This is a genomic window from Sorangium sp. So ce406, from assembly GCF_051474675.1.
In the GTDB taxonomy this organism is placed as follows: domain Bacteria; phylum Myxococcota_A; class Polyangia; order Polyangiales; family Polyangiaceae; genus Sorangium; species Sorangium cellulosum_G.
Window position 1 is genome coordinate 5,021,822 of record NZ_CP150340.1, and the last position, 19,461, is coordinate 5,041,282.

Genomic DNA, 19,461 nt, shown 5'->3' on the forward strand with positions numbered 1-19,461 from the left:
CGCGGCGTCTGCAGAGAGCGCCCCGGGGGCCGACGGTGGTCGGGCTCCGGGGGGATCAGCGATGAAGACGCGGATGAGGGCGAGCCTCGTGGGCTCGATGTTTCTGGTCCTGGGCTGCGCGGAGCTGGACCCGGCGCCGGGAGAGAGCGTCGCTGTCGCGGAGAGCAGCGTGAACGGCTCGACCTTCCGGTTCATCGAAGGCGGGTCCGTGCCCTACGTGCTCGGCTTCTCCCCCGAGACCGGCCAGATCCTCGGCGGCTCCCACCAGCTCCTCCTCCCGACCGCCGGCGGCCGCGAGGCGATCGACGGCGCGAACTCGCCCTCGTTCCTGCACCCGGATCTCCAGGGCTCCCTGCTCCAGCTCAACACGTCGCTCCGGCAAGGCGAGGCCCAGACGAGCGCGTTCGCCTCCAACTGGTGGCCGCAGCGACAGAACGGCATCGCCGATCGCTGGAATTCGCTGAACAAGAACTACTCCGACCTGACCTCCGACCCGGACAACATCTCTCCGGTCGAGAAATACGACCTCCTCGTCCACCCGGGGCAGCACGAGTCGCTCGCGGGCATCGCCACGTGGAGCATGGATGACCTGAGGAGGCCCCAGTACCTGCGCAACCCGCCGTACATCCAGCCCGCGGTGGTCGTGGCCGGCCCGGCGACGCGCTGGGAGCTGCAGCACCACGGGCTCTACCAGGGCGTCTATCCGGAGTACTGGTGGGGGCACTGCAACGGGTGGTCGGCCTACGTCGCCGCCGAGGGCGCCGGGCCGCGCCGCGACGTCCGGGTGAAGCTCGTCAACGACAAGGTGACCGAGTGCGCCGCGGCGGAGACCGGCTGCGTGCTCTTCCGGATGGCGGACATCGAGGCGCTGATGAGCGAGCTCTACTTCAGCGACACCGTGACCTTCTCTGGGCGCCGCTGCGAGACGCGGGCCGACCGTACGATGCGCGACGTGTACGGCAGGCCCATCGACCCGGCCTGCCGCGATCTCAACCCCGCCACGATGCACGTCGCCATGACCGGGCTGCTCGGGATCGGCGCGAAGCCGCTCAACGGCGGGACGACCGAGCGACAGCGGCTCATGTTCGTCGTCGATCACACCTGGGACGTGGAGGTGTGGAGCTTCCCCGTGAAGCAGTTCTCGATCGACGTCATCGAGGAGGTGAACGTGACGGAGGCCGCGCGGCTCCTCTGCGGCGGCGCGTACCACGGCGCCGACTGCTTCAATTACAGGTTCAACCCGAACGCGCGGCGCTTCGCCCGCGTGGCGGGGCGGTTCTGGATGATCTCCGACTCGGTCACGGGCGACACGCTCCGCCTCCCGCCCGATCAGCGCAACGTGCCGCTCTCCGTGTCGGAGCTGCACTACGTGCTCGAGCTCGACGAGAACCTCACGATCCTCGGCGGCGAGTGGATCAAGAACCCGTCGATCATCAACGGGGTCAACGGCAAGGAGCTGCACCCGGATTACGTCTGGATGCCGGTGCGCGCCCAGGGCGCGGACGAGGACGAGGACGACCTCGGGGGCTCCGAGGACAACCCCCATATCTCGTACAAGAAGGTGAAGGCGCTGCTCACGCTCGCGCAGCGCGGCGGCTGAGGCCCGGCGCGATCACAGCACGCGGGAGATGTCGAGGATCTGCCGCGCGCCCTGCGGGGGCGTCACGAAGAGCTGCAGCGCGATCTCGAAGCGCGGCCCCTGGAAGTACCCGACCCGGATCCGGTGCTTCCCCGGCTGGAGCACCACGGCGCCCTGCGCGCTCGCCGGAGGGTGCCGGCCGTCGTTCTCGATCACCAGGTGATCGTCGATGAACAGCCTGGCGCCGTCGTCGGAGAGCAGCTCGAACTGGTGAGCTCCGCTGCGCGCGGTCACGAACTCTCCCTCGTACGCGATCTGAAACCACTCGTTGCGGCCGCCGGGCACGCCCGGAAAGCCGCTCTCCCAGGAGCGCGGCGAGATGTCGAGACGCGACGTGTAGAGCACCGCGACCGGGCTCAGAGACGCGGTGTTCAGGAGGTGCGACGTGCCGCTCGGCACGAAGTACACGAGGCCGCGCAGCGCGTTCACCCCCGCGGTGAGGGGCCCGCCGAAATCCGTCGCCTGCCCGACCACGACGACCCCCGGCGGCGCGGCGGGCACCGTGTCGATCGTGATCACCGCGCCGCTCACGAGCGCCGGCCCGGCCTGCTGCGTCCGCGTCTGGGTGACGGCGCAGCGCCCGACGAGCACCACGGCGCCCAGCGTGACCACCACGAGACACACCGCCACGGCCTTCACCGCGACCGGCGTCGCCCTCCAGAAGATAAGAAACCTGCTCATTGAAGAACTCTCTGTCCCGACGGCCAGCTCGGCCGCTCGGCGGCTATGCACGCGGAGATCTCGTGAGTTGTCAAGGAGAAGCGTCGCGAGCGCGCGCCCGGCACTGGAATGAGGCGCGCGCGCGACAACGACGCTGCCGCGAGGCGGGCCCGCACGAGATCGCGGTCGGGTAGTTCCTTATTCGGTCGCCGAGCTTGGCTCGCGCGCACGTTCGCTGGCTGCTGTCCCAGACGTGTACTAAGCGTCGGGTCGCCTTGATACAAAGTCACCAGGAGACCCGCGATGGTGCGACGGGCGACGTGTCGCGGCCGCGGACGCGTTCGACGGACAGCCTCATCGTCGCGTTCGGCGCGTCGGAGGGCGGCCTGGAGGCTTTCAGGACCTTCCTGTCGGCGATGCCGCCCGACAGCGGGCTCGCCTTCGTGCTCGTGCACCTGGATCCGCACCACGCGGGCGTGGTGCCGCAGCTCCTCGCGCCGCACACCGCCATGCCCGTGCGGGAGGCCGCGGACGGGCTGCCGATCGAGCCCGATCACGTCTACGTCACGCCGTCGACCGTCGCCGCGACCCTCCACGACGGCGTCTTCCGCCTGAGCAAGCTCGCCGAGCCGCGGGGACATCTCACCGCGATCGACGCGCTGTTCCGCTCGCTCGCCGAGGACAGCCAGCAGCGGGCGGTCGCGGTGGTGCTCTCCGGGTCGGGGCTCGACGGCGTGGTCGGGCTCAAGGCGGTCCGGGAGCACGGCGGGCTCACGATCGCGCAGGTCCCGGCGACGGCCCACCACCCGGAGATGCCGCGGCACGCGATCGCGACGGGGCTCGTCCACTACGTGCTCGCCCTCCGCGACATGCCGGCCGCGCTGCTCGAGCATGCGCGGCGCCTCCGCCTGGAAGGCGACCGCGCGCGCCTCGTCGAGGAAGAGATCGCCGAGCGGCTGCCGGAGATCTGCGCCCTGCTCCTCGAGCGCACCGGCCACGACTTCCGCCAGTACAAGCGGACGACGCTGCTCCGGCGGGTGCAGCACCGGGCCCGGGTGCTGCGGGCGACCAGCGTCGCCGATTACCTGGCGCTGCTCCAGCGCGAGGCGGACGAGCCCGTGCAGCTCGTCCGCGACCTCCTCATCGGCGTGACCGAGTTCTTCCGCGACCCGGAGACCTTCGAGGTGGTCCGGCAAGAGCTCGTGCCCGCGCTCCTCGCCGGCCGGGGGGCGGAAGGCCAGCTCCGCGTCTGGGTGCCGGGCTGCGCCACCGGAGAGGAGGTCTACACGATCGCCATGCTCCTCATGGAGCACATCGCGACGCTGCCCGCGGCCCCGCGCGTCCAGATCTTCGGCACGGACGTGGACGACGAGGCGATCGAGATCGCCCGGCAGGGCCGCTACCCCGAGGAGGCGACGCAGCACATCTCGCCCGAGCGGCTCGCGCGCTTCTTCGCCCCCGAGGAGGGGGGCGCCCGCTCGGTGGCCAAGGAGATCCGCGATCTCTGCGTCTTCTCACGGCACGATCTCATCCAGGATCCGCCGTTCTCGCGGCTCGACCTGATCTCGTGCCGCAACGTCCTCATCTACCTCGAAGGCGAGCTCCAGAAGCGGGTGCTCGGGGTCTTCCACTACGCGCTCGTCGAGGGGGGCCACCTGCTCCTCGGCCCCGCGGAGAGCGTGTCGCAGCGGAGCGAGCTGTTCCGCGCGGTCGACGGCAAGCGGCGCATCTTCCAGAGGAAGCGCGGCGCCGGGCACGCGCCGCCGCGGCTCCCGTTCGCGGAGCGGACCAGGGCGGACCGGCGCGCGGGCGAGCCCTCCCGCGGCGCCTGGCCGCCCGACCAGAGCATCGAGCGCACCATCGAGCGGCGCCTGCTCGATCGCTACGGGCCGCCGTGCGTCGTCGTGAACGAGCAGGGCGACATCGTGTACCTGTCCGGCGAGACGGGGAAGTACCTGGCGCCGTCGACGGGGGCGCTCGACGTCAACGTCTCGAACATGGTGCTGCGCGCGCTGCGCCCTGAGGTGCGGTCGGCCGTGCACCGCGCCGTCAGGGCGCGCGAGCAGGTGGTGCACGAGAACATCGCGGTGGAGACCATCGCGGGCACGCAGCGCCTCAACCTCGTCGTGCGGCCCCTCGGCGATCTCGAGGACGACCTAGGCCTCTTCGTCGTCCTGTTCGACGAGCTCCGGCCGGAGGCGCGGGGGGAGGCGCCGCCGCCCGGGCCCCGGCGCGAGAGCGCGTCGCTCGTCGACCAGCTCGAGCACGAGCTCAAGGCCACGCGGGAGCACCTCCAGACGACCATCGAGGAGCTCGAGACCTCGAACGAGGAGCTCAAGAGCTCGAACGAGGAGCTCCTCAGCATGAACGAGGAGCTCCAGAGCCTGAACCAGGAGTTCGAGGGGCTGAACGCCGAGCTGAAGACGAAGATCGCGCAGCTCGACGCGGCGAACGGCGATCTCCAGAACCTCCTGCTCAGCGCGCGGATCCCGACGGTGTTCCTCGACGAGGAGCTCAGGATCCGCCGGTTCACGCCCGCGGCGACGGAGGTGTTCCGGCTGATCGAGGGCGACGTCGGCAGGTCCATCCTCGACATCACGGCGCGCTTCGACGCCGCCTCGCTCGCGTCGGACGCCCGCGACGTGCTGCGGACGCTCACCCCGCGGGAGCGGGAGGTGCGCCTGGAGGACGGCCAGTGCTGCTACATGATGCGGGTCCTCCCGTACCGCACGCTGGCCAACGTCATCTCGGGCGTGGTCGTCACGCTCCTGGACGTGACGACCCTGAAGGAGGCCGAGGTGCAGCGGGCCCGGCTCGCCGCGATCGTGGAGTCGGCCGAGCAGGCGATCATCGGCGCGACCGTGGGCGGGGCGATCACGACCTGGAACGCCGCCGCCGAGCGGATGTTCGGGTACGGCGAGCGGGAGGCGCTCGATCGTCCCCTCCACGTCCTCGTCCCGCCCGAGCGCGCCGATGAGCTGCGCGCCGTCTTCGAGCAGGCGGTCGGCGGCGAGCGCCTCGACGCCCTCGAGACGGTGGGCGTCGCGCGCGGCGGCGGCCGCATCGACGTGTCGATCAACCTTGCGCCCATCCGCGACGCGTCCGGCAAGATCATCGGCGCGTCCGCGATGGTGAACGACATCACGCGGCGCAAGCGCGCGGAGGAGGCGCTGCGCGCGAGCGAGGAGGACTTCCGCGCGATCTTCGAGAGCGCCGTGGTCGGCAAGGTCCAGTGCGAGCCCGACACGGGCCGCTTCGTGCGGGTGAACAGGCGGTTCGCGGGCATGCTCGGCCACGAGGTGGCCGAGCTCCTCGGCAAGACCCTCCACGAGGTCACGGACCCGGAGGATCTGGGCCGCGTCGGCGAGCTGTACCGCCGCCTGCTGCGCGGCGAGATCGGCGATTTCGCGCTGGAGAACCGCTACGTGGCGAAGGGCGGGGAGCGCCTCTGGGCGAGCACCACGGTGACGGCGATGCGGGATCGGGGCGGCCGCGTCCTCCGCACGATGGCGGTGGTGCAGGACATCACGCGCCGCAAGCAGGTGGAGGCGGATCTCATCGCGGCGCGCGAGGCCGCGGAGCACGCGAACCGCACGAAGGATCAGTTCCTGGCCGTCCTGTCGCACGAGCTCAGGACGCCGCTCACGCCGGTCGTCACCGCCGCGTCGCGGCTGCTTCGCCGCGACGACCTGGCCGAGGACGTGCGGCGCGGCATCGCGATGATCCAGCGCAACGCCGAGCTCGAGGCGCGCCTCATCGACGATCTCCTCGACCTGACGCGGGTGGTCCGGGGCAAGCTGGAGCTCGTGACGCAGACGGTCACGGCGCGCACGGTGCTCGAGCACGCCATGGAGATCTGCGCCGATGAGATCGACGCCAAGAGCATCCGGCTGACGCTCGACGTCGCGCCGGGCGAGCACTGGGTGTCGGCCGACGTCGCCCGGCTCGAGCAGGTGGTGTGGAACCTGCTCAAGAACGCGGTGAAGTTCAGCTATCCCGGCTCTCACATCGCGCTGCGGTGCTACCAGCAGGGCGGGCAGGTGGTCATCGAGGTCGGGGACGAGGGCGTCGGCATCGAGCCCGAGGTCCTGCCGCGGATCTTCGACGCGTTCGAGCAGGGCAACACGGCCACGACGCGGCACTTCGGCGGGCTCGGCCTCGGGCTCGCGATCTCGCGGGCCATCGTGCAGCTCCACGGCGGCACGATCACGGCGTCGAGCGCGGGGCGGGGGGCCGGGGCGACGTTCCGCGTCTTCCTCCCCGCGGCGAGGCCCCCTGCGGCCGCCACGCCGGCGCAGGCGAAGGCCGCCGGGGCGGCCGCGCCGAAGCGGTCGCTGCGCATCCTGCTCGTGGAGGACCACGAGGACACGGCGGAGATGATGAGCGAGCTGCTCACGCTGACCGGCCACACGGTGCGCATCGCCCGGACCGTCCGCGGCGCGCTCGACCTGACCGGCGCGGAGGCGTTCGATCTGCTCGTGAGCGATCTCGGGCTGCCCGACGGCAGCGGCACGGATCTGCTCGAGTCGCTCCGCTCCGCCGGCAGCGCGATCAAGGCGATCGCGCTGAGCGGCTACGGGATGGAAGAGGACCGCCGCAAGACGACGCGCGTCGGCTTCCACGAGCACCTGATCAAGCCGGTGAGCTTCCGCGACCTGGAGGCGGCGATCCAGCGCGTGATGGCGGCGCCGTGAGCGCCCCGGGAGGGGTCCGGGGCGCCTGCTACGCCCGCGTACGCCCCTTCCGTGGGCCCTTCTTCGTGGCGGTCGGCGGCTTGCGCGTCGCCGGCGCCGGCCGTTCCGCGGTGGCCGCTGGTGCGCCTTCCTGAGGCGCTTCCTCGGCCTCGTCCCAGAGCGCCGACAGCTCGAGCTCGATGGCGTCGAAGGGCTCGGCCCGGACCCGGGCGCTCCCGTGGTGGACGCCGACGACGACCCAGCGCCCCGCCTCGAGCGCGAACACCTCGAGCGTACGCGCGAGGGGGTCGAGCAGCCACAGGTGCCGGACGCCGTGGCGCGCGTACGCCGGCATCTTCTCTGCCCGGTCGGTGACCACGGTGCTGGGGCTCAGGACCTCGCACACCCAGTCCGGCGCGAGCGTGAACTTCGTGGTCTGGGGGAGCCGCGGCATGCGCTCGATGCGCCAGCCGGCGAGATCGGGGACCATGTCGTCCTCGTCCCCCGCGGGGCCGAGGAGGAGCTCAGGCTCATCCAGGATGCGCCACCCGCCCGGTCCACCGCGGCCGCGCTGGAAGGGGCCAACTATCTCCCCGGTGAGCGCAGTCGACGCGTGGGCATGCGGCGGCGCGGGGCGCGGAAAGACGTACAGCGTCCCGCGGATGAGCTCACCGATCAGGTTGGGCGGGACGGTCTCGAGGTCGGCGAGCGTGGCGCGCTGGCACTTCTCGGCGGGGAAGCCCATGGATGCACCCTGCGCTGCCCCCCTGCGGGAAGCAAGCAGGCCGGTCGCGACGACGACGGCCCACGCGCGCCTCGCGCGCGGCGACTGCTCGTGCTCAGCTCTTCAAGAGCCCGGCTTCCTCGCAGGGCAGCATCAGCGATGCAGCCCTGCACAGGGAGGCTCGATGAACAGCGACCCGGAGACAGGGAAGGAAAGTTGGCGGGGTGGACGGGACTCGAACCCGCGGCCTCCGGCGTGACAGGCCGGCGTTATAACCAACTTAACTACCACCCCAGTCCGACTTCCTCACAGGACCACATCCTCGATGCGGCCCTGAAGGAGGCTCAGATGAAAGGCGAATCGGAGACAGGGAAGGAAAGTTGGCGGGGTGGACGGGACTCGAACCCGCGGCCTCCGGCGTGACAGGCCGGCGTTATAACCAACTTAACTACCACCCCAAACTCACATCCAGACTCAACCCAGGCCCTGACCCAGGAGTGGGCGGGACAGGGGTCGAACCTGCGACCATCGGCTTGTAAGGCCGACGCTCTGCCGCTGAGCTACCCGCCCCGTCGGAGAGGTGCGCGACTCTACTCGCCGAACCGCGTCCGTCAACATCTATTTTCGCGACAGCTCCGTCCCTGGCCGATCTGGCCTGATTTCGCTCGATCTCGTGTCACCCCCGCGCCGGCTCCGCCCGGTTGCCCCCCTCTGCTCCCTCGGGCGCTCCCTTGTACGCACGCTTGCAAGCGCCGCTCGCGCGCTCGGCACCCCACACCACCCGATCTGGGCTGACCCGGGCGGATCGGGCCGCCTGCCCGCAGGTCGAGCCGACTCATCGCTACACTTCTAGCGTAAAATTCCTGGGTATCCGCGCTACGCTGTGCGTCAGCGGCGGTGGCCGTGAACAAACGTGGTGGGAGGAGATAGCAACGTATGGCGGAGAAGATCGGCATCCTCGTCGGCTGGGAGCAGTCGTTCCCGCAGGCCTTCCTCGAGAGGTGCAACAAGGTGCCGGGGGTCCGGGCGGAGATCGCGAGGATCGGCGGCACGCCCGAGCGCTTCGAGAGCCCTTACCGGGTGCTCATCGACCGGATCAGCCAGGAGGTGAAGCACTACCGCTTCCACCTGAAGGCCGCGGCGCTCGGCGGCGCGTTCGTGATCAACGACCCGTTCTGGTGGAGCGCGGACGACAAGTTCTTCGGCTACTCGCTCGCGTCGCAGATCGGCATCGCGACGCCGCGGACCGTCATGCTGCCCCAGCGCGACTACATCCCGGCGATCGTCAAGGAGCGCAGCCTCCGTAACCTCGAGTACCCGCTCAACTGGGAGGCGATCATCGACTATGTGCGCTTCCCGGCGATCCTCAAGCCCGCGGACGGCGGCGGCTGGAAGGACGTGTCGGTGGTGCGGACCCAGGAGGAGCTGTTCGCCGCCTACAACGCCTCGGGGCAGAACGTCATGACCCTGCAGGAGTTCATCGACTTCGACGACTACGTCCGCTGCATCTGCATCGGCAAGGATCGCATCCTCCCGATCCAGTACGACCCGAAGGCGATCGGCCCCACGGGGCTCCGCGGCTGCTACGTGCAGCACGACAACGAGCGGTGGCTCCCGAAGGCGCTGCACGACCGCATCATCGAGGACGCGACCACGATCAACCGGGCGCTCGGCTACGACATGAACTCGGTCGAGTTCGCGATCCGGGACGGGGTCCCCTACGCGATCGACTTCACGAACCCGGCGCCCGACATGCACATCGAGCACCTGCGCGAGCGCTACTTCAACATCGCCGTCGACTGGATGGTCGCTTTCGCCGTGGAGTGCGCGCGCGGTGACCGCCGGACGCGCGACGGGTACGCGTGGTCGAAGCTCGTCCGCCCCTCCGCGGAGAAGGTGCGGCTCGGGGCCCCGAGATGACGGCCGTCGAAGGGCTCCTCGACGGCCAGTTCACGCTCGGCGTCGAGGAGGAGTTCCAGATCGTCGACGCGCAGACGCGCGAGCTCCGGTCGTACGTGAGCCAGCTCCTCGAGGGGGGGCAGGGGCACAAGCTCCTGCGCGAGCGGGTCCGCCCGGAGATGCACCAGTCCGTCGTCGAGACGGGCACCGGCATCTGCCGCGACGTCCGCCAGGCGCGGGAGGAGCTCGCCGAGCTGCGCAGCAGCCTGCGGGCGCTCGCGCAGCAAGGGGGGATGCGCATCGTCGCGGCGGGGACGCACCCGTTCAGCGACTGGAAGAAGCAGGAGATCACCGACGGCGAGCGCTACCGGGGCATCGTGGAGGACCTGCAGGACGTCGCGCGCGCCAACCTGATCTTCGGGCTGCACGTGCACGTCGGCGTCAAGGACCGCGAGGTGGCGATGGCCCTCGCGAACCAGGTCCGCTACTTCCTCCCGCACATCCTCGCGCTGTCGACGAGCTCGCCGTTCTGGCTCGGCCGCTCCTCGGGCCTGAAGAGCACGCGCAGCGAGATCTTCAAGCGCTTCCCGCGCACCGGAATCCCGGGGCTCTTCGAGTCCCACGGCCACTTCCAGCGCTTCGTCGACCTCCTCGTGAAGACGGGCTGCATCGACAACGCGAAGAAGATCTGGTGGGACGTGCGCCCCCACCCGTTCTTCGACACGGTCGAGATCCGGATCTGCGACATGACCACGCGGCTCGACGACACGGTGGCGCTGGCGGCGCTCGTCCAGGCCGTCATGGGCAAGCTGTACCTGCTCTACCGGCGCAACCTGGGCTTCCGCGAGTACCGGCAGGAGCTCATCGAGGAGAACAAGTGGCGCGCCGTGCGCTACGGCATCGACGGGCAGCTCATCGACTTCGGCAAGCAGGAGCAGGTCCCCGTCCGCCTCCTCGTCGGGGAGCTGCTCGAGTTCGTCCAGGAGTCGGCGGAGATCTTCGGGTCGCAGGGCGAGCTCGATCGGATCCGGGCGATCCTCGACGAGGGGACGAGCGCGGATCGCCAGCTCGCGGTCTACGCCCGGACGAAGAGCTTCGAGGCCGTGGTCGACGACCTGATCGAGCAGTCGAGCCTGGGCCTGTAGACGAGAATTTCTGCTCGCGGGCCGGCTCTGCTACCGTGCGGCCGTGGCAATCGCTCCGCTTCGCTGCGCCGCAGCTCTCTCGGTGAGCTGCCTGCTCGCGCTGTCCGCCCTGGCGGGCGCCGCGGGCTGCGCGTCGACCGAGTACGTCAACGAGGGGCCGGGGCAGCCGACGCCCCGGGCCTCGGGCTCGCTGCCGCCCGGCGCGGTGGGCGTCTGCAAGCAGCCGTTCACGAAGCGTCCGCCGATCGTGAGCGAGGAGCTGTGGGCGCACGCGAAGCCGTGCACGCCCCGCACGCCGACCTCGTACATCCGGATCGGCTACGCGAAGGACGGCGCGGCGGGCGCCGATCCCGAGGCGGAGCAGCTCGTCCAGCGGGTGCTCGAGGCGCTCGCCGAGGGGACGAAGCCCGACGAGGGCAACAACAAGGTGATGGGCGCGATCCGCGCCGTCCGGGCCTACGCGGCGAGGAAGGACGAGCTGCGCGCCCGGATCGTGCGGGACTCGGCGTCCGAGCAGACCTGCGACGTGACCTACCTGCTCAACACGATGTCCGCCGCGCGGAGCAAGCTGTCCGGGGGCGACGCGTGCACCGCGGAGGTGTTCGATCCGGAGGCGCGCGCCGAGGCGTGCCTCTTCGACGCAAAGCGTCCCGAGGGGCTGTGGCTCTCGAGCGGCTGGTCCTGCATGACCTTCACCGGCGCGCTCGGGAACGAGGCGTCCTGCCACCAGCTCTGCGGCTACGACGACTACTGCGCGCGGCAGGTCTACTGCGCGGCCGGCGACGTCAACCTCCTGCTCTGCACGCTCGGCGTCTGCCTCCCCGAGCCGTCCTCCGGCATCAAGTGACGGCCCCCGGGCGGGCGGTCGTCCGCGCCGCCGCCCGGCGACGATGAACGGCGGCGCGCGCGGCCCGGCGCTGGCGGCGGCGCGAGGGTCTGGCGATCCCGGGCCGGCCCGGCGGGCGAGGTCAGTCCGCGAGGAGGGCGCTCAGCCGCTCGAGCACGCCGCGGAGCGCCTCGCGCGCGCCGCGGAGGTGCTCGCGCCCGTCGCGCACGAGCCCGTGCACCGCGCCGGGCACGGGCAAGATGCCCGCGCGGGCCGCGAACGCCGCGCCTGAGACGAGCAGCAGGACCACGAACAGGGCCAGGCGGAGGCGGCGGCGCCACCGCCGCCGGGGGCGCGGCGCCGGGGTGACGAGGGCCGGCGGCGCGGAGGTGACCGGCTGCGCGAGGCCGGCGGAGGGCGGCGCCTGCGAGCTGGGCTTGGGGGGCCCGTCGTCGAGGGAGACGGGCAGGATGCCGGCGAAGGTGGCGGGGAGCGGCGTGCTCCCGGCCGGCGCCTGTTGCTGCTTGGCGCGCCGGTCGCCGCGCACCGCCGACGTGGTGCGCTCGCCCCGCGACGTCATGCGGCTGTCCGCGAGCTGGATCGCCGTCGCGAGCTTCTTCCGGCGCTCGGCCACGATGTCCCCGAGCGTCTCGCGGACGAAGCGGCCGACGTCGCCGTCGGTGACGGGGGTGCCGATCGAGATGGCGATCTGGTCGAGCGTGCGCTGGAACGACGCGCAGTCGTTCCAGCGGTCCGCCGGGTCCTTGGCCAGCGCGCGCTCGATCGCCACCGCGAGATCGAACGGGACGTCCGGCACGAGCTCGCGGAGGGGGACCGGCGCGAACCGCAGGATGTTCTCCATCGTCTTGGCGTCCGTCCGGCCGCGGAACGGGTGGTAGCCGCTGAGGGTCGTGTAGAGGAGGACGCCGAGCGAGAAGATGTCGGAGCGCCGGTCGACCTTGCCCGACGTGAGCTGCTCCGGCGAGAGGTACGGGATCTTGCCCTTGAGCTGGCCGACGACGCGCGTCTCGTGCAGCCGGCCCGTGGCCTTGGCGACGCCGAAATCGACGATCTTCACGATGCCGTCGAACGACACCATGACGTTCTGCGGCGAGATGTCGCGGTGCACGAGGTCGACGAGCTTCCCCTCGTCGTCGCGGAGCTCGTGCGCGGCGTGCAGGCCGGCGCAGATGCTCGAGGCGATGCGCAGGAGGATGGGCAGGGGGACGCCGCCGGTCGACTTGACCTGCTTGTTCAGCGTGGAGATGGTGTCGCCGTCGACCCACTCCATCACGATGTAGAGCACGCCGTTCTCGTCGCCGAGCTCGACGATCTCGACCGCGTGGGGGTGCCGGATGCGGGACGCGAGGCGGGCCTCGTCGAGGAACATCGCCTCGAAGGCCGGGTCGTTGCCGAACTCCGGCAGCATCGTCTTGATGGCGACGATCTTCTGGAACCCGCGGGAGCCCACGAGGCGCGCTGCCCAGACGGCCGCCATCCCTCCACGGGCGACCGGCATGAGGATCTCGTAGCGGCCCAGCGTGTCTCCAGGCTTGAGGTCCGACAAGATCTGCACGCGGTGATCCTAGAAGGGGGAGGCGGAGTTGGAGGGGTGGTGCTCGAGTGCCGCCGTTGCGTTCGTGGAGGCGCGCAGCCTCGACGTCGGCCGGAGCGACAGCGCCGTCGCCCCGCACGTCACGAAGGAGGTTCCGCGAAGCCAGGGTGCCACGAAGCGGACACGGACCTCAAGTTCGGGCGCGAAGGCGGCCGAGGGTAATGATCTCATCGGCTTCCGGGCCGAAGCGCTCGCGCCGGATCCGGCCGTGCGCGTCGCGATCGTCCTGACGATCCGCCACGGGATCCGGGAAGCGCGCGTGGGGGCCGAGGCGCTCGACGCGGGGCCGTTGGCCCGCGGGGAGAGAGCCCGTTCAGGCTTGACATCGGCTGCGAGCTCCAGCGCGCAGCCGTCTTCGTGAGCGCTCAGCTCGCCGGGCCTGAGGCGGATGACCCCGGCGCGTAGCGACGCGCCATCGCCGCTCTGCGCGGCCGTCGCGCGCTCCCTGGACGCCTCCGCCGCGCCAGCGCTCCTGCATGCAGGGCGCCGCGCGCTGGGCAGGCGCGCGGCGTGGGAGAGGCTCATCAAAGCAGATGGTACGCGAACGCGGTCGGGCAGGGGAGTGAAGCGAGCGGCGCGATGGAGATGGTGTGCGCGACGATGTGCGCGTGGAAATGCGCGCGCGAAATGAGAATGGAGCGCCACGCAGAACGCGGCGGCGGGCGCGGGAGACGCGGGCCGCGGAGTCGTGGTACAGGGTGAGCGACCTGCTCGACGAGGCCTCATGGAAGCCAGTTTGCGCCCGATCCCGCCGCCGCACGACGAAGACGACGAAGACGTGCACTGGGCGCTGTCGACAGCGACCGCCCTGTGGGCGCGAGGCGAACGCGAGGAATCGCTGAGATGGCTGCGCCGCGCCGCGGAGCAGGCCTCGGACGCCAACGCCGACCTTCGCGCCCTCGAGCTCTTCAAGGCCGCCGCGGAGGTCGCGCAGAAGATCTCGGCGATCGATGGGGCTGCGGCGCCCGCCGCCGACGCGCCGCCGACGGCCGGGAGCGTGCCGCCGAAGGCGCCACTGAGCGCGCCTCCGCAGGCACCCGGCGGTCCTCCTGCAGGGGCCAGCGCGCCGCCGCCCAAGCCGGGCGCGTCGGGGCCGGGGGCGCAGCCGTCTCGGCCGCCGAGCCCGCCGGGCGCGGACGCGGGCCGGGCAGAGCGCGGCGGCGCGGGCGCGAGCTCGCCGTCGGCCATGAAGCGGGCGCCGCTGGTCGGCCCGGGAAGCGCGCCGACGGGGCCGGTGACCCCGACGGCGGCGTCGGCGCGCGACGCCGGTGGGCCGCGGCCCGCGGCCGGGGCGGCCCGCTCGGGGCCCGAGCGTACCCCGATGCCGGTCAAGTCAGCGGCCGGGCGCGCCATGACCCCGACGCAGCAGTCGCCGGCCGGGCGCACGCCCGGCCCGCCGCCGGCGCTGCCGGCGGGCCCCCTGGGCGCGGCGCCCGGCCCGGCCAAGGGGCGCGCGATCGCGGGCTTCACGTCGGCCCAGACGCGGGTGTCGTCGACGACCGCGGTGACCGAGGAGGTGCCCGTGGTCAAGCTCCCGGCGGCCAGCGTGCGCGCGGGCCGGGGGCCGGGGCAGGGCGCGGCGCTCAAGGGCGCGAGCGACGAGCAGCACGCGACGGAGGTGGATCCGCCGGCGGACCAGCGCGAGACGGTGCCGACGAACATCGTGGGGGCACCCGGGCGGCTGCCGCTCGTCGGCGCGGCCTCGTCGCAGGAGGCGACGGAGCGGCGGCCGCGGCTCTGGCCCGAGGGCGACGACGAGGGCACCACGCGCCGCCCGCTGACCGCGCAGGAGCAGCGGGTGCTCATGGAGCACCGGATCGAGGACCTCGACGAGGAGACGCCGATGCTCGGCCTGGAGCAGATGGCGGGCGACGGCGAGGAGTCCACCGAGGCTTCGCGAGACGCGCGCGCGGAGGCCGACGGGGCCGACGATCGCGGCTGGACCGAGGCCGAGCCGGATGACGAAGACGGCGCCGCTGCGGATCAGCACGTGGAGCCGACCCTGACGAACGGGGAGCACGCGGGGGCGAAGCTGGCGAAGGGCGCCGACGGGAACGCCGCGGCCTGGGGGCGCGCCGCGGGCAGCGACGACCGCGGGACCGCCGGGGTGGATGCCTCGTGGAGCGATGCGCCTTACGAGGGGGAATGGCAAGCGCCGCCGCCGAGGCTGCCGGCGTCGCAGATCGAGCCGCTGCCGGCGCTGCGGGTCGCGGTGATCGGCATCTCCAGCACCGGGGAGCTGCGGCTCGTTCCGATGGACGGGAGGAACGCTCCGCCGCGGGGCGCGGCGCTCGGGATCCTCGTTCCTTTGAGCCCCGGGGACGGCGAGACGATCGCGCGGCTGCTCCAGCTCCGCGGCTGATCCGCCGCGAGGATGCGGCGCAGGTTCGGCAAGAAGTGGGGCAATCCGCGCATCGGCGGTAGCCTCGAGGAATGCATGACGATCGGACGGCGCCGAAGCGCATCCGTGTGACGGGACTGCAGGAGGCCCAGCTGCCGGCGCTCGTCGCGCTGGAGCAGGCCTGCACGGCGATGTACCACGAGGGCGGCTTCGACGCGGCGGACGCCCCGGCGCGGACGCTCGCCGAGATCATCGCGCTGACGCGGCGGCACGACGTGCGCGTCGCGGAGGCGGACGACGAGGTGGCCGGCTACCTGGCGTGGCGCGACGAGGCGCCCGGGGTCGCGTACCTGGAGGAGCTCGCGGTGCACCCGGAGCACCAGCGACGCGGCATCGCCACGCGGCTGCTCGCGGAGCTCCTGGAGCGGGCGCGGGAGGTCGGGATGGAGCAGGTGGTGCTGCGCTCCAGGGAGAAGGCGATCTGGGCGCAGGCGTTCTTCAGGAAGGCGGGGTTTGCGCCGCTCGGCGACGAGGCGCCGGAGAAGGTGCGCGCGTGGCGCAGCGAGCAGGAGGCGCCCGGGAAGCCGCTGGTGCGAGACGGCGAGGTTGTCTTGTGGGCGACAATTCCGTCGAGAGCGTACGACGAGCCGGGCGATAGCGAAGACGACGAGCGCAGCGATAGCTGAGCCCGGGCAAGCCGGCCGGTAGCAGGGGGGCAGGCCGGCGGCCCGGGAGCAGGGCGCGACAGGGGGGAGCTGACCCGGGTCGAAGTCGACCGACCGAGGTTGAGCCGACCGGGGTTGAGCCGACCGGGTTGAGCCGACCGGAGCCGACCGACGTTGGGCTGAGCTGAGCCGACCGGGGTTGGGCTGAGCTGAGCCGACCGGGGTTGAGCCCTGGGCCAGCCCTGAGCCGAAGGCCCCGAACACCGCCCGGGCGCTTAGTTGACATAATGTTTCTTATGCGATCCAAGGCCGGTGCTGGGGCAGGGGGCTTCCCGCTCAGATTCAGCAGCTAATCCGAGCACATGGCGTCCCTTCGCCGGGCTCCGAACCAGGCGCCGACACCTGGCGCGCCGCAACCTGGGTCGGGTCCGCCCGCCGCAACCTGGGTCGGGTCCGCCCAACCGGTCCGCCCAGCCTAGGTCGGGTCCGCCCGGCGCTGCGCGAACCCGGGTCAGCCTCCGCGCCGCAACCCGGGTCTATCCGGCGCACCCCGACGACCCCCACCGCGACCGCCCTCCCAGGCTCTCACGGCGCACATCCCGGCCTGTGGCCGATGCGAACGCCGTTACGCGCCCTCTGCCCCGGCTTCCTGGCGCACCCCCGCGCCCTCTTCAGCCCGCCGGCCTCAGAGCGTCACCCTCCAGGGAACGCGCGTTCAGCCCTTCGGAACCGGCGGCGTCTCGACGTCCAGGCTGAGCAGCGCGCCGCCGTTGGTCATGACGAACGCGCGCCGGCCATGGGCGGCCGGCGTCATCGCGATGCCGCCGCCGGTGTCGATGCCGTCGATCACGGCCCCGTCCAGCGGCGAGAACAGGAAGATCCCGTACCGCGTGGTCGTCACCAGCAGCGCCCCAGCGAACGGCACCGGGGCCGAGATGCCACCGTCGGGCAGCTCCCGGCGCCAGATCGTGCGGCCGTCCTCGGGATCGATGGCCCACAGGCCGGTCATGCCGGACGACGCGAGGAGCACCTTCCGCTCGGGCACGACCGGGCCGCCGCCGCTCCGAGGCTGGTGCGCCGGCTGGTGCCACAGCACGAGCTCGGTCACGCCGACCGCCGCCTCGTTCACCCAGGCCCGGGTCCCGTTCTCGGCGTCGAGCGCGAAGACCCCGCCCGCGTAGCCCGCCACGAAGACCACGTCGCCCGAGGCGATGCGGCCGAAGACCGGCGTGGTGTCCGTGTCGAGGTACTTCGGCGTCTGCCCCCCCGCGCTCTGCTCGGCCTCGGCCGCCAGATCGACGAGCGCCCACTGCTCGGACCCGTTCTTGAGGTCGTACGCCATCACGACCCCATCGGAGAACGCGGTGTAGACCTTGTCCCGCCCGAGCGCCGGGCCGGCATACCCGGAGATCTCCATCCCGAACGCCGGCGTCCGGTGCTGGTGCCACCGCATCGCGCCCGTCGCGGCGTCGAGCGCGATCAGCGTGTCGTTCGCGTTCGTCACGTAGACCACGCCGTCGCGCAGCACCGGCCGACGCGTGACCTCGGCGTTGGTCATGAAGCGGTAGAGCAGCTTGCCGTCCGAGGCGCGCACCTTGTAGAGCGCGCCATCGTTCGAGCCGAAGTAGACCGTGTCCGACGCGGCGTCGTAGTGCGGCTCGCTCTGCACCGGGCCGAGCGTCTCGAAGCGCCAGAGGACGTCGCTCGTGTCGGCGCGCACCGCGTACAGGCCGTGGTCGCTCGAACCGACGAAGATGCGCCGGTGCTCCACGTCGATCTCGGGGCGGCCACGCTCGTACGCCTCGCCGACCTTGCGCGTCTCGGCGGTGAGGTCGCGGCGCATCGTGATGCCGAGCGCGCTCCCCGGGTGGTGCAGCCACAGCGGCGCGTCCGGCGCCGCGGCGACGCCCAGGTTGCCGCAGCCGCCCAGCGACGCGAGACCCAGACCGAGGAGCGCGACGCCCGCGACGCGGCTAGTGCTGCGCATCGCCCGCCTTCTTCTCCGCGTTCTCACGCGCCCGGCGGATGAGCTGCTCGATCTCCTCCGGCGTCATCGACTGGCCCTTCGGGCCGCCGAACGCGGCGCGGGGCGGCACCGCGGCCGGATCGATCTTGCGCAGCATCTCCTCGACGACCGCCCCGAGGAACTGGAACGAGGGGCCCTCGGTCGACGGCGCCTGGAGCTTCTCGTGCGCGCTCTTGAGCAGCTCCTTCGCCTTGTCGCTCTCGCCCTTGGCCAGGTGGATCCGCGCCTGGTGGTACTGCGCGAGCTCCTTGTAGCCCCGCATGTCGATCGCCTCGAGCTCCTTGAAGGACGCGAGCGCGCCGTCCAGGTCGCCCTTGCCTTCCTTCGCGAAGCCCATGCCCTCGATGGCGCGCCCCTTCACGTCGGGATCGGCCCCGGCGAGCGGCGACGAGACCACCGCGCTGTACGCCTCGAGCGCGTGCGCGTAGTCCTTCTTGTCGAGCAAGACGCCGGCCTGCCCGAGCTTCGCCAGGATCGCCGCCCCGGAGCCGCCGTGCTCGTCGATGACCTTGTTGTACGCGGCGAGCGCCGTGTCCGACCGCTCGTCAGAGGTCTTGAAGGTCCTCGTGACGTCGAGCTCCTTCTCCTCGTCGGTGCGCGAGTCCTCGGCGAGCACCCTGCCGCGGTCCGCGGCCACCGCGCTCGCGAGCGCCGACGACGACACCGCGTCCTTCTTGTCGGCGCGCGAGAGGTAGAACAGCACGCCGCCGGTCGCGACGAGCGCCGCCAGCGCGCCCCACTGGAGGATGTGGAAGTTCTTCTTGATCCACCGCCCGGCGCCCGTGGTCATGCGGCTGAGCGCGTCCTCGACCATCTCGCCCGGCAGGAGCTGGACCGGGCGGCGCCCGGCGGCCTGCTCTCTGCGGCGCGCGAGCAGCTCCTTCGCGCGGGCGTTCTTGTCCTTGGGCAGCTCCTCGCCCGTCGCCTTCTTCTTGCGACGGCGCGTGGCGGCCTCCTCGCGGCGGCGGGCAGCGCGGTTCGGCGCGGCCTCGACCTCCTCGCCGGCCGCCGCGTCCGCCGCGGCGGGCGCCTCGTCCTCGTCGGCGACGCCGAGCGCCTCGGCGACGCGCTGGGCAGCGTCATCGCCGCGCTCGTCGTCGGCGTCCGTCACCGGAGCGCCGCGAGGTGGCCGCGCCGGGGCCGCCTCCGCCGCCCCGTCGTCGTCGCCATCGCTCCGCGCGGCAGCGCCCTCGTCACCCCGCGCGAGATTCTCTTCGGCCTTCTCTCGGTCCTTGTCCGACACGCGGC

General features: G+C 72.0%; 12 protein-coding genes and 3 tRNA genes. 7 read left to right on the top strand and 8 right to left on the bottom strand.

All coding sequences use genetic code 11. The features are described from left to right. Positions 1 to 61: 61 nt before the first annotated feature. The gene (locus WME96_RS18365) at positions 62 to 1,600 is read left to right on the top strand and encodes a hypothetical protein (protein WP_437291413.1); all 1,539 of its coding nucleotides are present in this window, start codon (positions 62 to 64) and stop codon (positions 1,598 to 1,600) included. Positions 1,601 to 1,612: 12 nt separating this feature from the next. On the opposite strand, the gene WME96_RS18370 is transcribed toward WME96_RS18365, so the two are convergent. Next, positions 1,613 to 2,320 (bottom strand): PA14 domain-containing protein, encoded by a 708-nt coding sequence (locus tag WME96_RS18370; RefSeq protein ID WP_437291414.1) that lies wholly within the window; start codon positions 2,318 to 2,320, stop codon positions 1,613 to 1,615. A gap of 254 nt (positions 2,321 to 2,574) precedes the next feature. Here WME96_RS18370 and WME96_RS18375 point away from each other — a divergent pair, with 254 nt between their 5' ends. Next, positions 2,575 to 6,993, top strand: a complete 4,419-nt coding sequence (locus WME96_RS18375; RefSeq protein WP_437291415.1) for a PAS domain S-box protein — start codon at positions 2,575 to 2,577, stop codon at positions 6,991 to 6,993. 28 nt (positions 6,994 to 7,021) lie between these two features. Here the strand turns inward: WME96_RS18375 and WME96_RS18380 are convergent, their stop codons facing one another. The 4 genes from WME96_RS18380 to WME96_RS18395 all read right to left on the bottom strand — a co-directional run bounded on the left by WME96_RS18380 (position 7,022) and on the right by WME96_RS18395 (position 8,266). Then, complete coding sequence (locus tag WME96_RS18380; protein ID WP_437291416.1) at positions 7,022 to 7,717, bottom strand: Uma2 family endonuclease; 696 nt, start codon at positions 7,715 to 7,717, stop codon at positions 7,022 to 7,024. 196 nt (positions 7,718 to 7,913) lie between these two features. Further along, positions 7,914 to 7,990, bottom strand: a tRNA-Asp gene (locus WME96_RS18385). Between the two features lie 87 nt (positions 7,991 to 8,077). Further along, positions 8,078 to 8,154, bottom strand: a tRNA-Asp gene (locus WME96_RS18390). A gap of 40 nt (positions 8,155 to 8,194) precedes the next feature. After that, a tRNA-Val gene (locus WME96_RS18395) sits at positions 8,195 to 8,266 on the bottom strand. Between the two features lie 366 nt (positions 8,267 to 8,632). Between WME96_RS18395 and WME96_RS18400 the strand changes: the two genes are divergently transcribed. From WME96_RS18400 to WME96_RS18410, 3 genes are read left to right on the top strand one after another with little or no spacing between them, the layout of a single operon-like run. Next, the gene (locus tag WME96_RS18400) at positions 8,633 to 9,616 is read left to right on the top strand and encodes an ATP-grasp domain-containing protein (protein WP_437291417.1); all 984 of its coding nucleotides are present in this window, start codon (positions 8,633 to 8,635) and stop codon (positions 9,614 to 9,616) included. Continuing rightward, on the top strand, positions 9,613 to 10,740 hold the full coding sequence (locus WME96_RS18405; protein ID WP_437291418.1) for a carboxylate-amine ligase: 1,128 nt from the start codon (positions 9,613 to 9,615) through the stop codon (positions 10,738 to 10,740). Before WME96_RS18400 ends, WME96_RS18405 begins: the two co-directional genes overlap by 4 nt. 43 nt (positions 10,741 to 10,783) lie before the next feature. Further along, the gene (locus tag WME96_RS18410; protein ID WP_437291419.1) at positions 10,784 to 11,587 is read left to right on the top strand and encodes a hypothetical protein; all 804 of its coding nucleotides are present in this window, start codon (positions 10,784 to 10,786) and stop codon (positions 11,585 to 11,587) included. Between the two features lie 121 nt (positions 11,588 to 11,708). Here the strand turns inward: WME96_RS18410 and WME96_RS18415 are convergent, their stop codons facing one another. Continuing rightward, complete coding sequence (locus WME96_RS18415) at positions 11,709 to 13,142, bottom strand: serine/threonine protein kinase (protein ID WP_437291420.1); 1,434 nt, start codon at positions 13,140 to 13,142, stop codon at positions 11,709 to 11,711. Positions 13,143 to 13,905: 763 nt separating this feature from the next. Between WME96_RS18415 and WME96_RS18420 the strand changes: the two genes are divergently transcribed. After that, positions 13,906 to 15,543, top strand: a complete 1,638-nt coding sequence (locus WME96_RS18420; RefSeq protein WP_437291421.1) for a hypothetical protein — start codon at positions 13,906 to 13,908, stop codon at positions 15,541 to 15,543. Between the two features lie 71 nt (positions 15,544 to 15,614). Next, positions 15,615 to 16,208, top strand: a complete 594-nt coding sequence (locus WME96_RS18425) for a GNAT family N-acetyltransferase (RefSeq protein ID WP_437291422.1) — start codon at positions 15,615 to 15,617, stop codon at positions 16,206 to 16,208. A 694-nt stretch (positions 16,209 to 16,902) separates the two neighbouring features. Here WME96_RS18425 and WME96_RS18430 read toward each other — a convergent pair. Both WME96_RS18430 and WME96_RS18435 read right to left on the bottom strand, forming a co-directional pair. Continuing rightward, entirely contained in the window at positions 16,903 to 18,174 is a 1,272-nt protein-coding gene (locus WME96_RS18430) for an outer membrane protein assembly factor BamB family protein (protein WP_437291423.1), read from the bottom strand. Beyond that, positions 18,161 to 19,456, bottom strand: coding sequence for a hypothetical protein (locus tag WME96_RS18435; RefSeq protein ID WP_437291424.1), 1,296 nt, complete (start codon positions 19,454 to 19,456; stop codon positions 18,161 to 18,163). Before WME96_RS18435 ends, WME96_RS18430 begins: the two co-directional genes overlap by 14 nt. Positions 19,457 to 19,461 lie beyond the last annotated feature (5 nt).

What these genes read in the sequence shown, in the direction of transcription:
- WME96_RS18365 (WP_437291413.1), top strand. Translation starts at nt 62, where the DNA reads ATGAAGACGCGGATGAGGGCGAGCCTCGTGGGCTCGATGTTTCTGGTC.
- WME96_RS18370 (WP_437291414.1), bottom strand. Translation starts at nt 2,320, where the DNA reads ATGAGCAGGTTTCTTATCTTCTGGAGGGCGACGCCGGTCGCGGTGAAG.
- WME96_RS18380 (WP_437291416.1), bottom strand. Translation starts at nt 7,717, where the DNA reads ATGGGCTTCCCCGCCGAGAAGTGCCAGCGCGCCACGCTCGCCGACCTC.
- WME96_RS18400 (WP_437291417.1), top strand. Translation starts at nt 8,633, where the DNA reads ATGGCGGAGAAGATCGGCATCCTCGTCGGCTGGGAGCAGTCGTTCCCG.
- WME96_RS18405 (WP_437291418.1), top strand. Translation starts at nt 9,613, where the DNA reads ATGACGGCCGTCGAAGGGCTCCTCGACGGCCAGTTCACGCTCGGCGTC.
- WME96_RS18420 (WP_437291421.1), top strand. Translation starts at nt 13,906, where the DNA reads ATGGAAGCCAGTTTGCGCCCGATCCCGCCGCCGCACGACGAAGACGAC.
- WME96_RS18425 (WP_437291422.1), top strand. Translation starts at nt 15,615, where the DNA reads ATGCATGACGATCGGACGGCGCCGAAGCGCATCCGTGTGACGGGACTG.
- WME96_RS18430 (WP_437291423.1), bottom strand. Translation starts at nt 18,174, where the DNA reads ATGCGCAGCACTAGCCGCGTCGCGGGCGTCGCGCTCCTCGGTCTGGGT.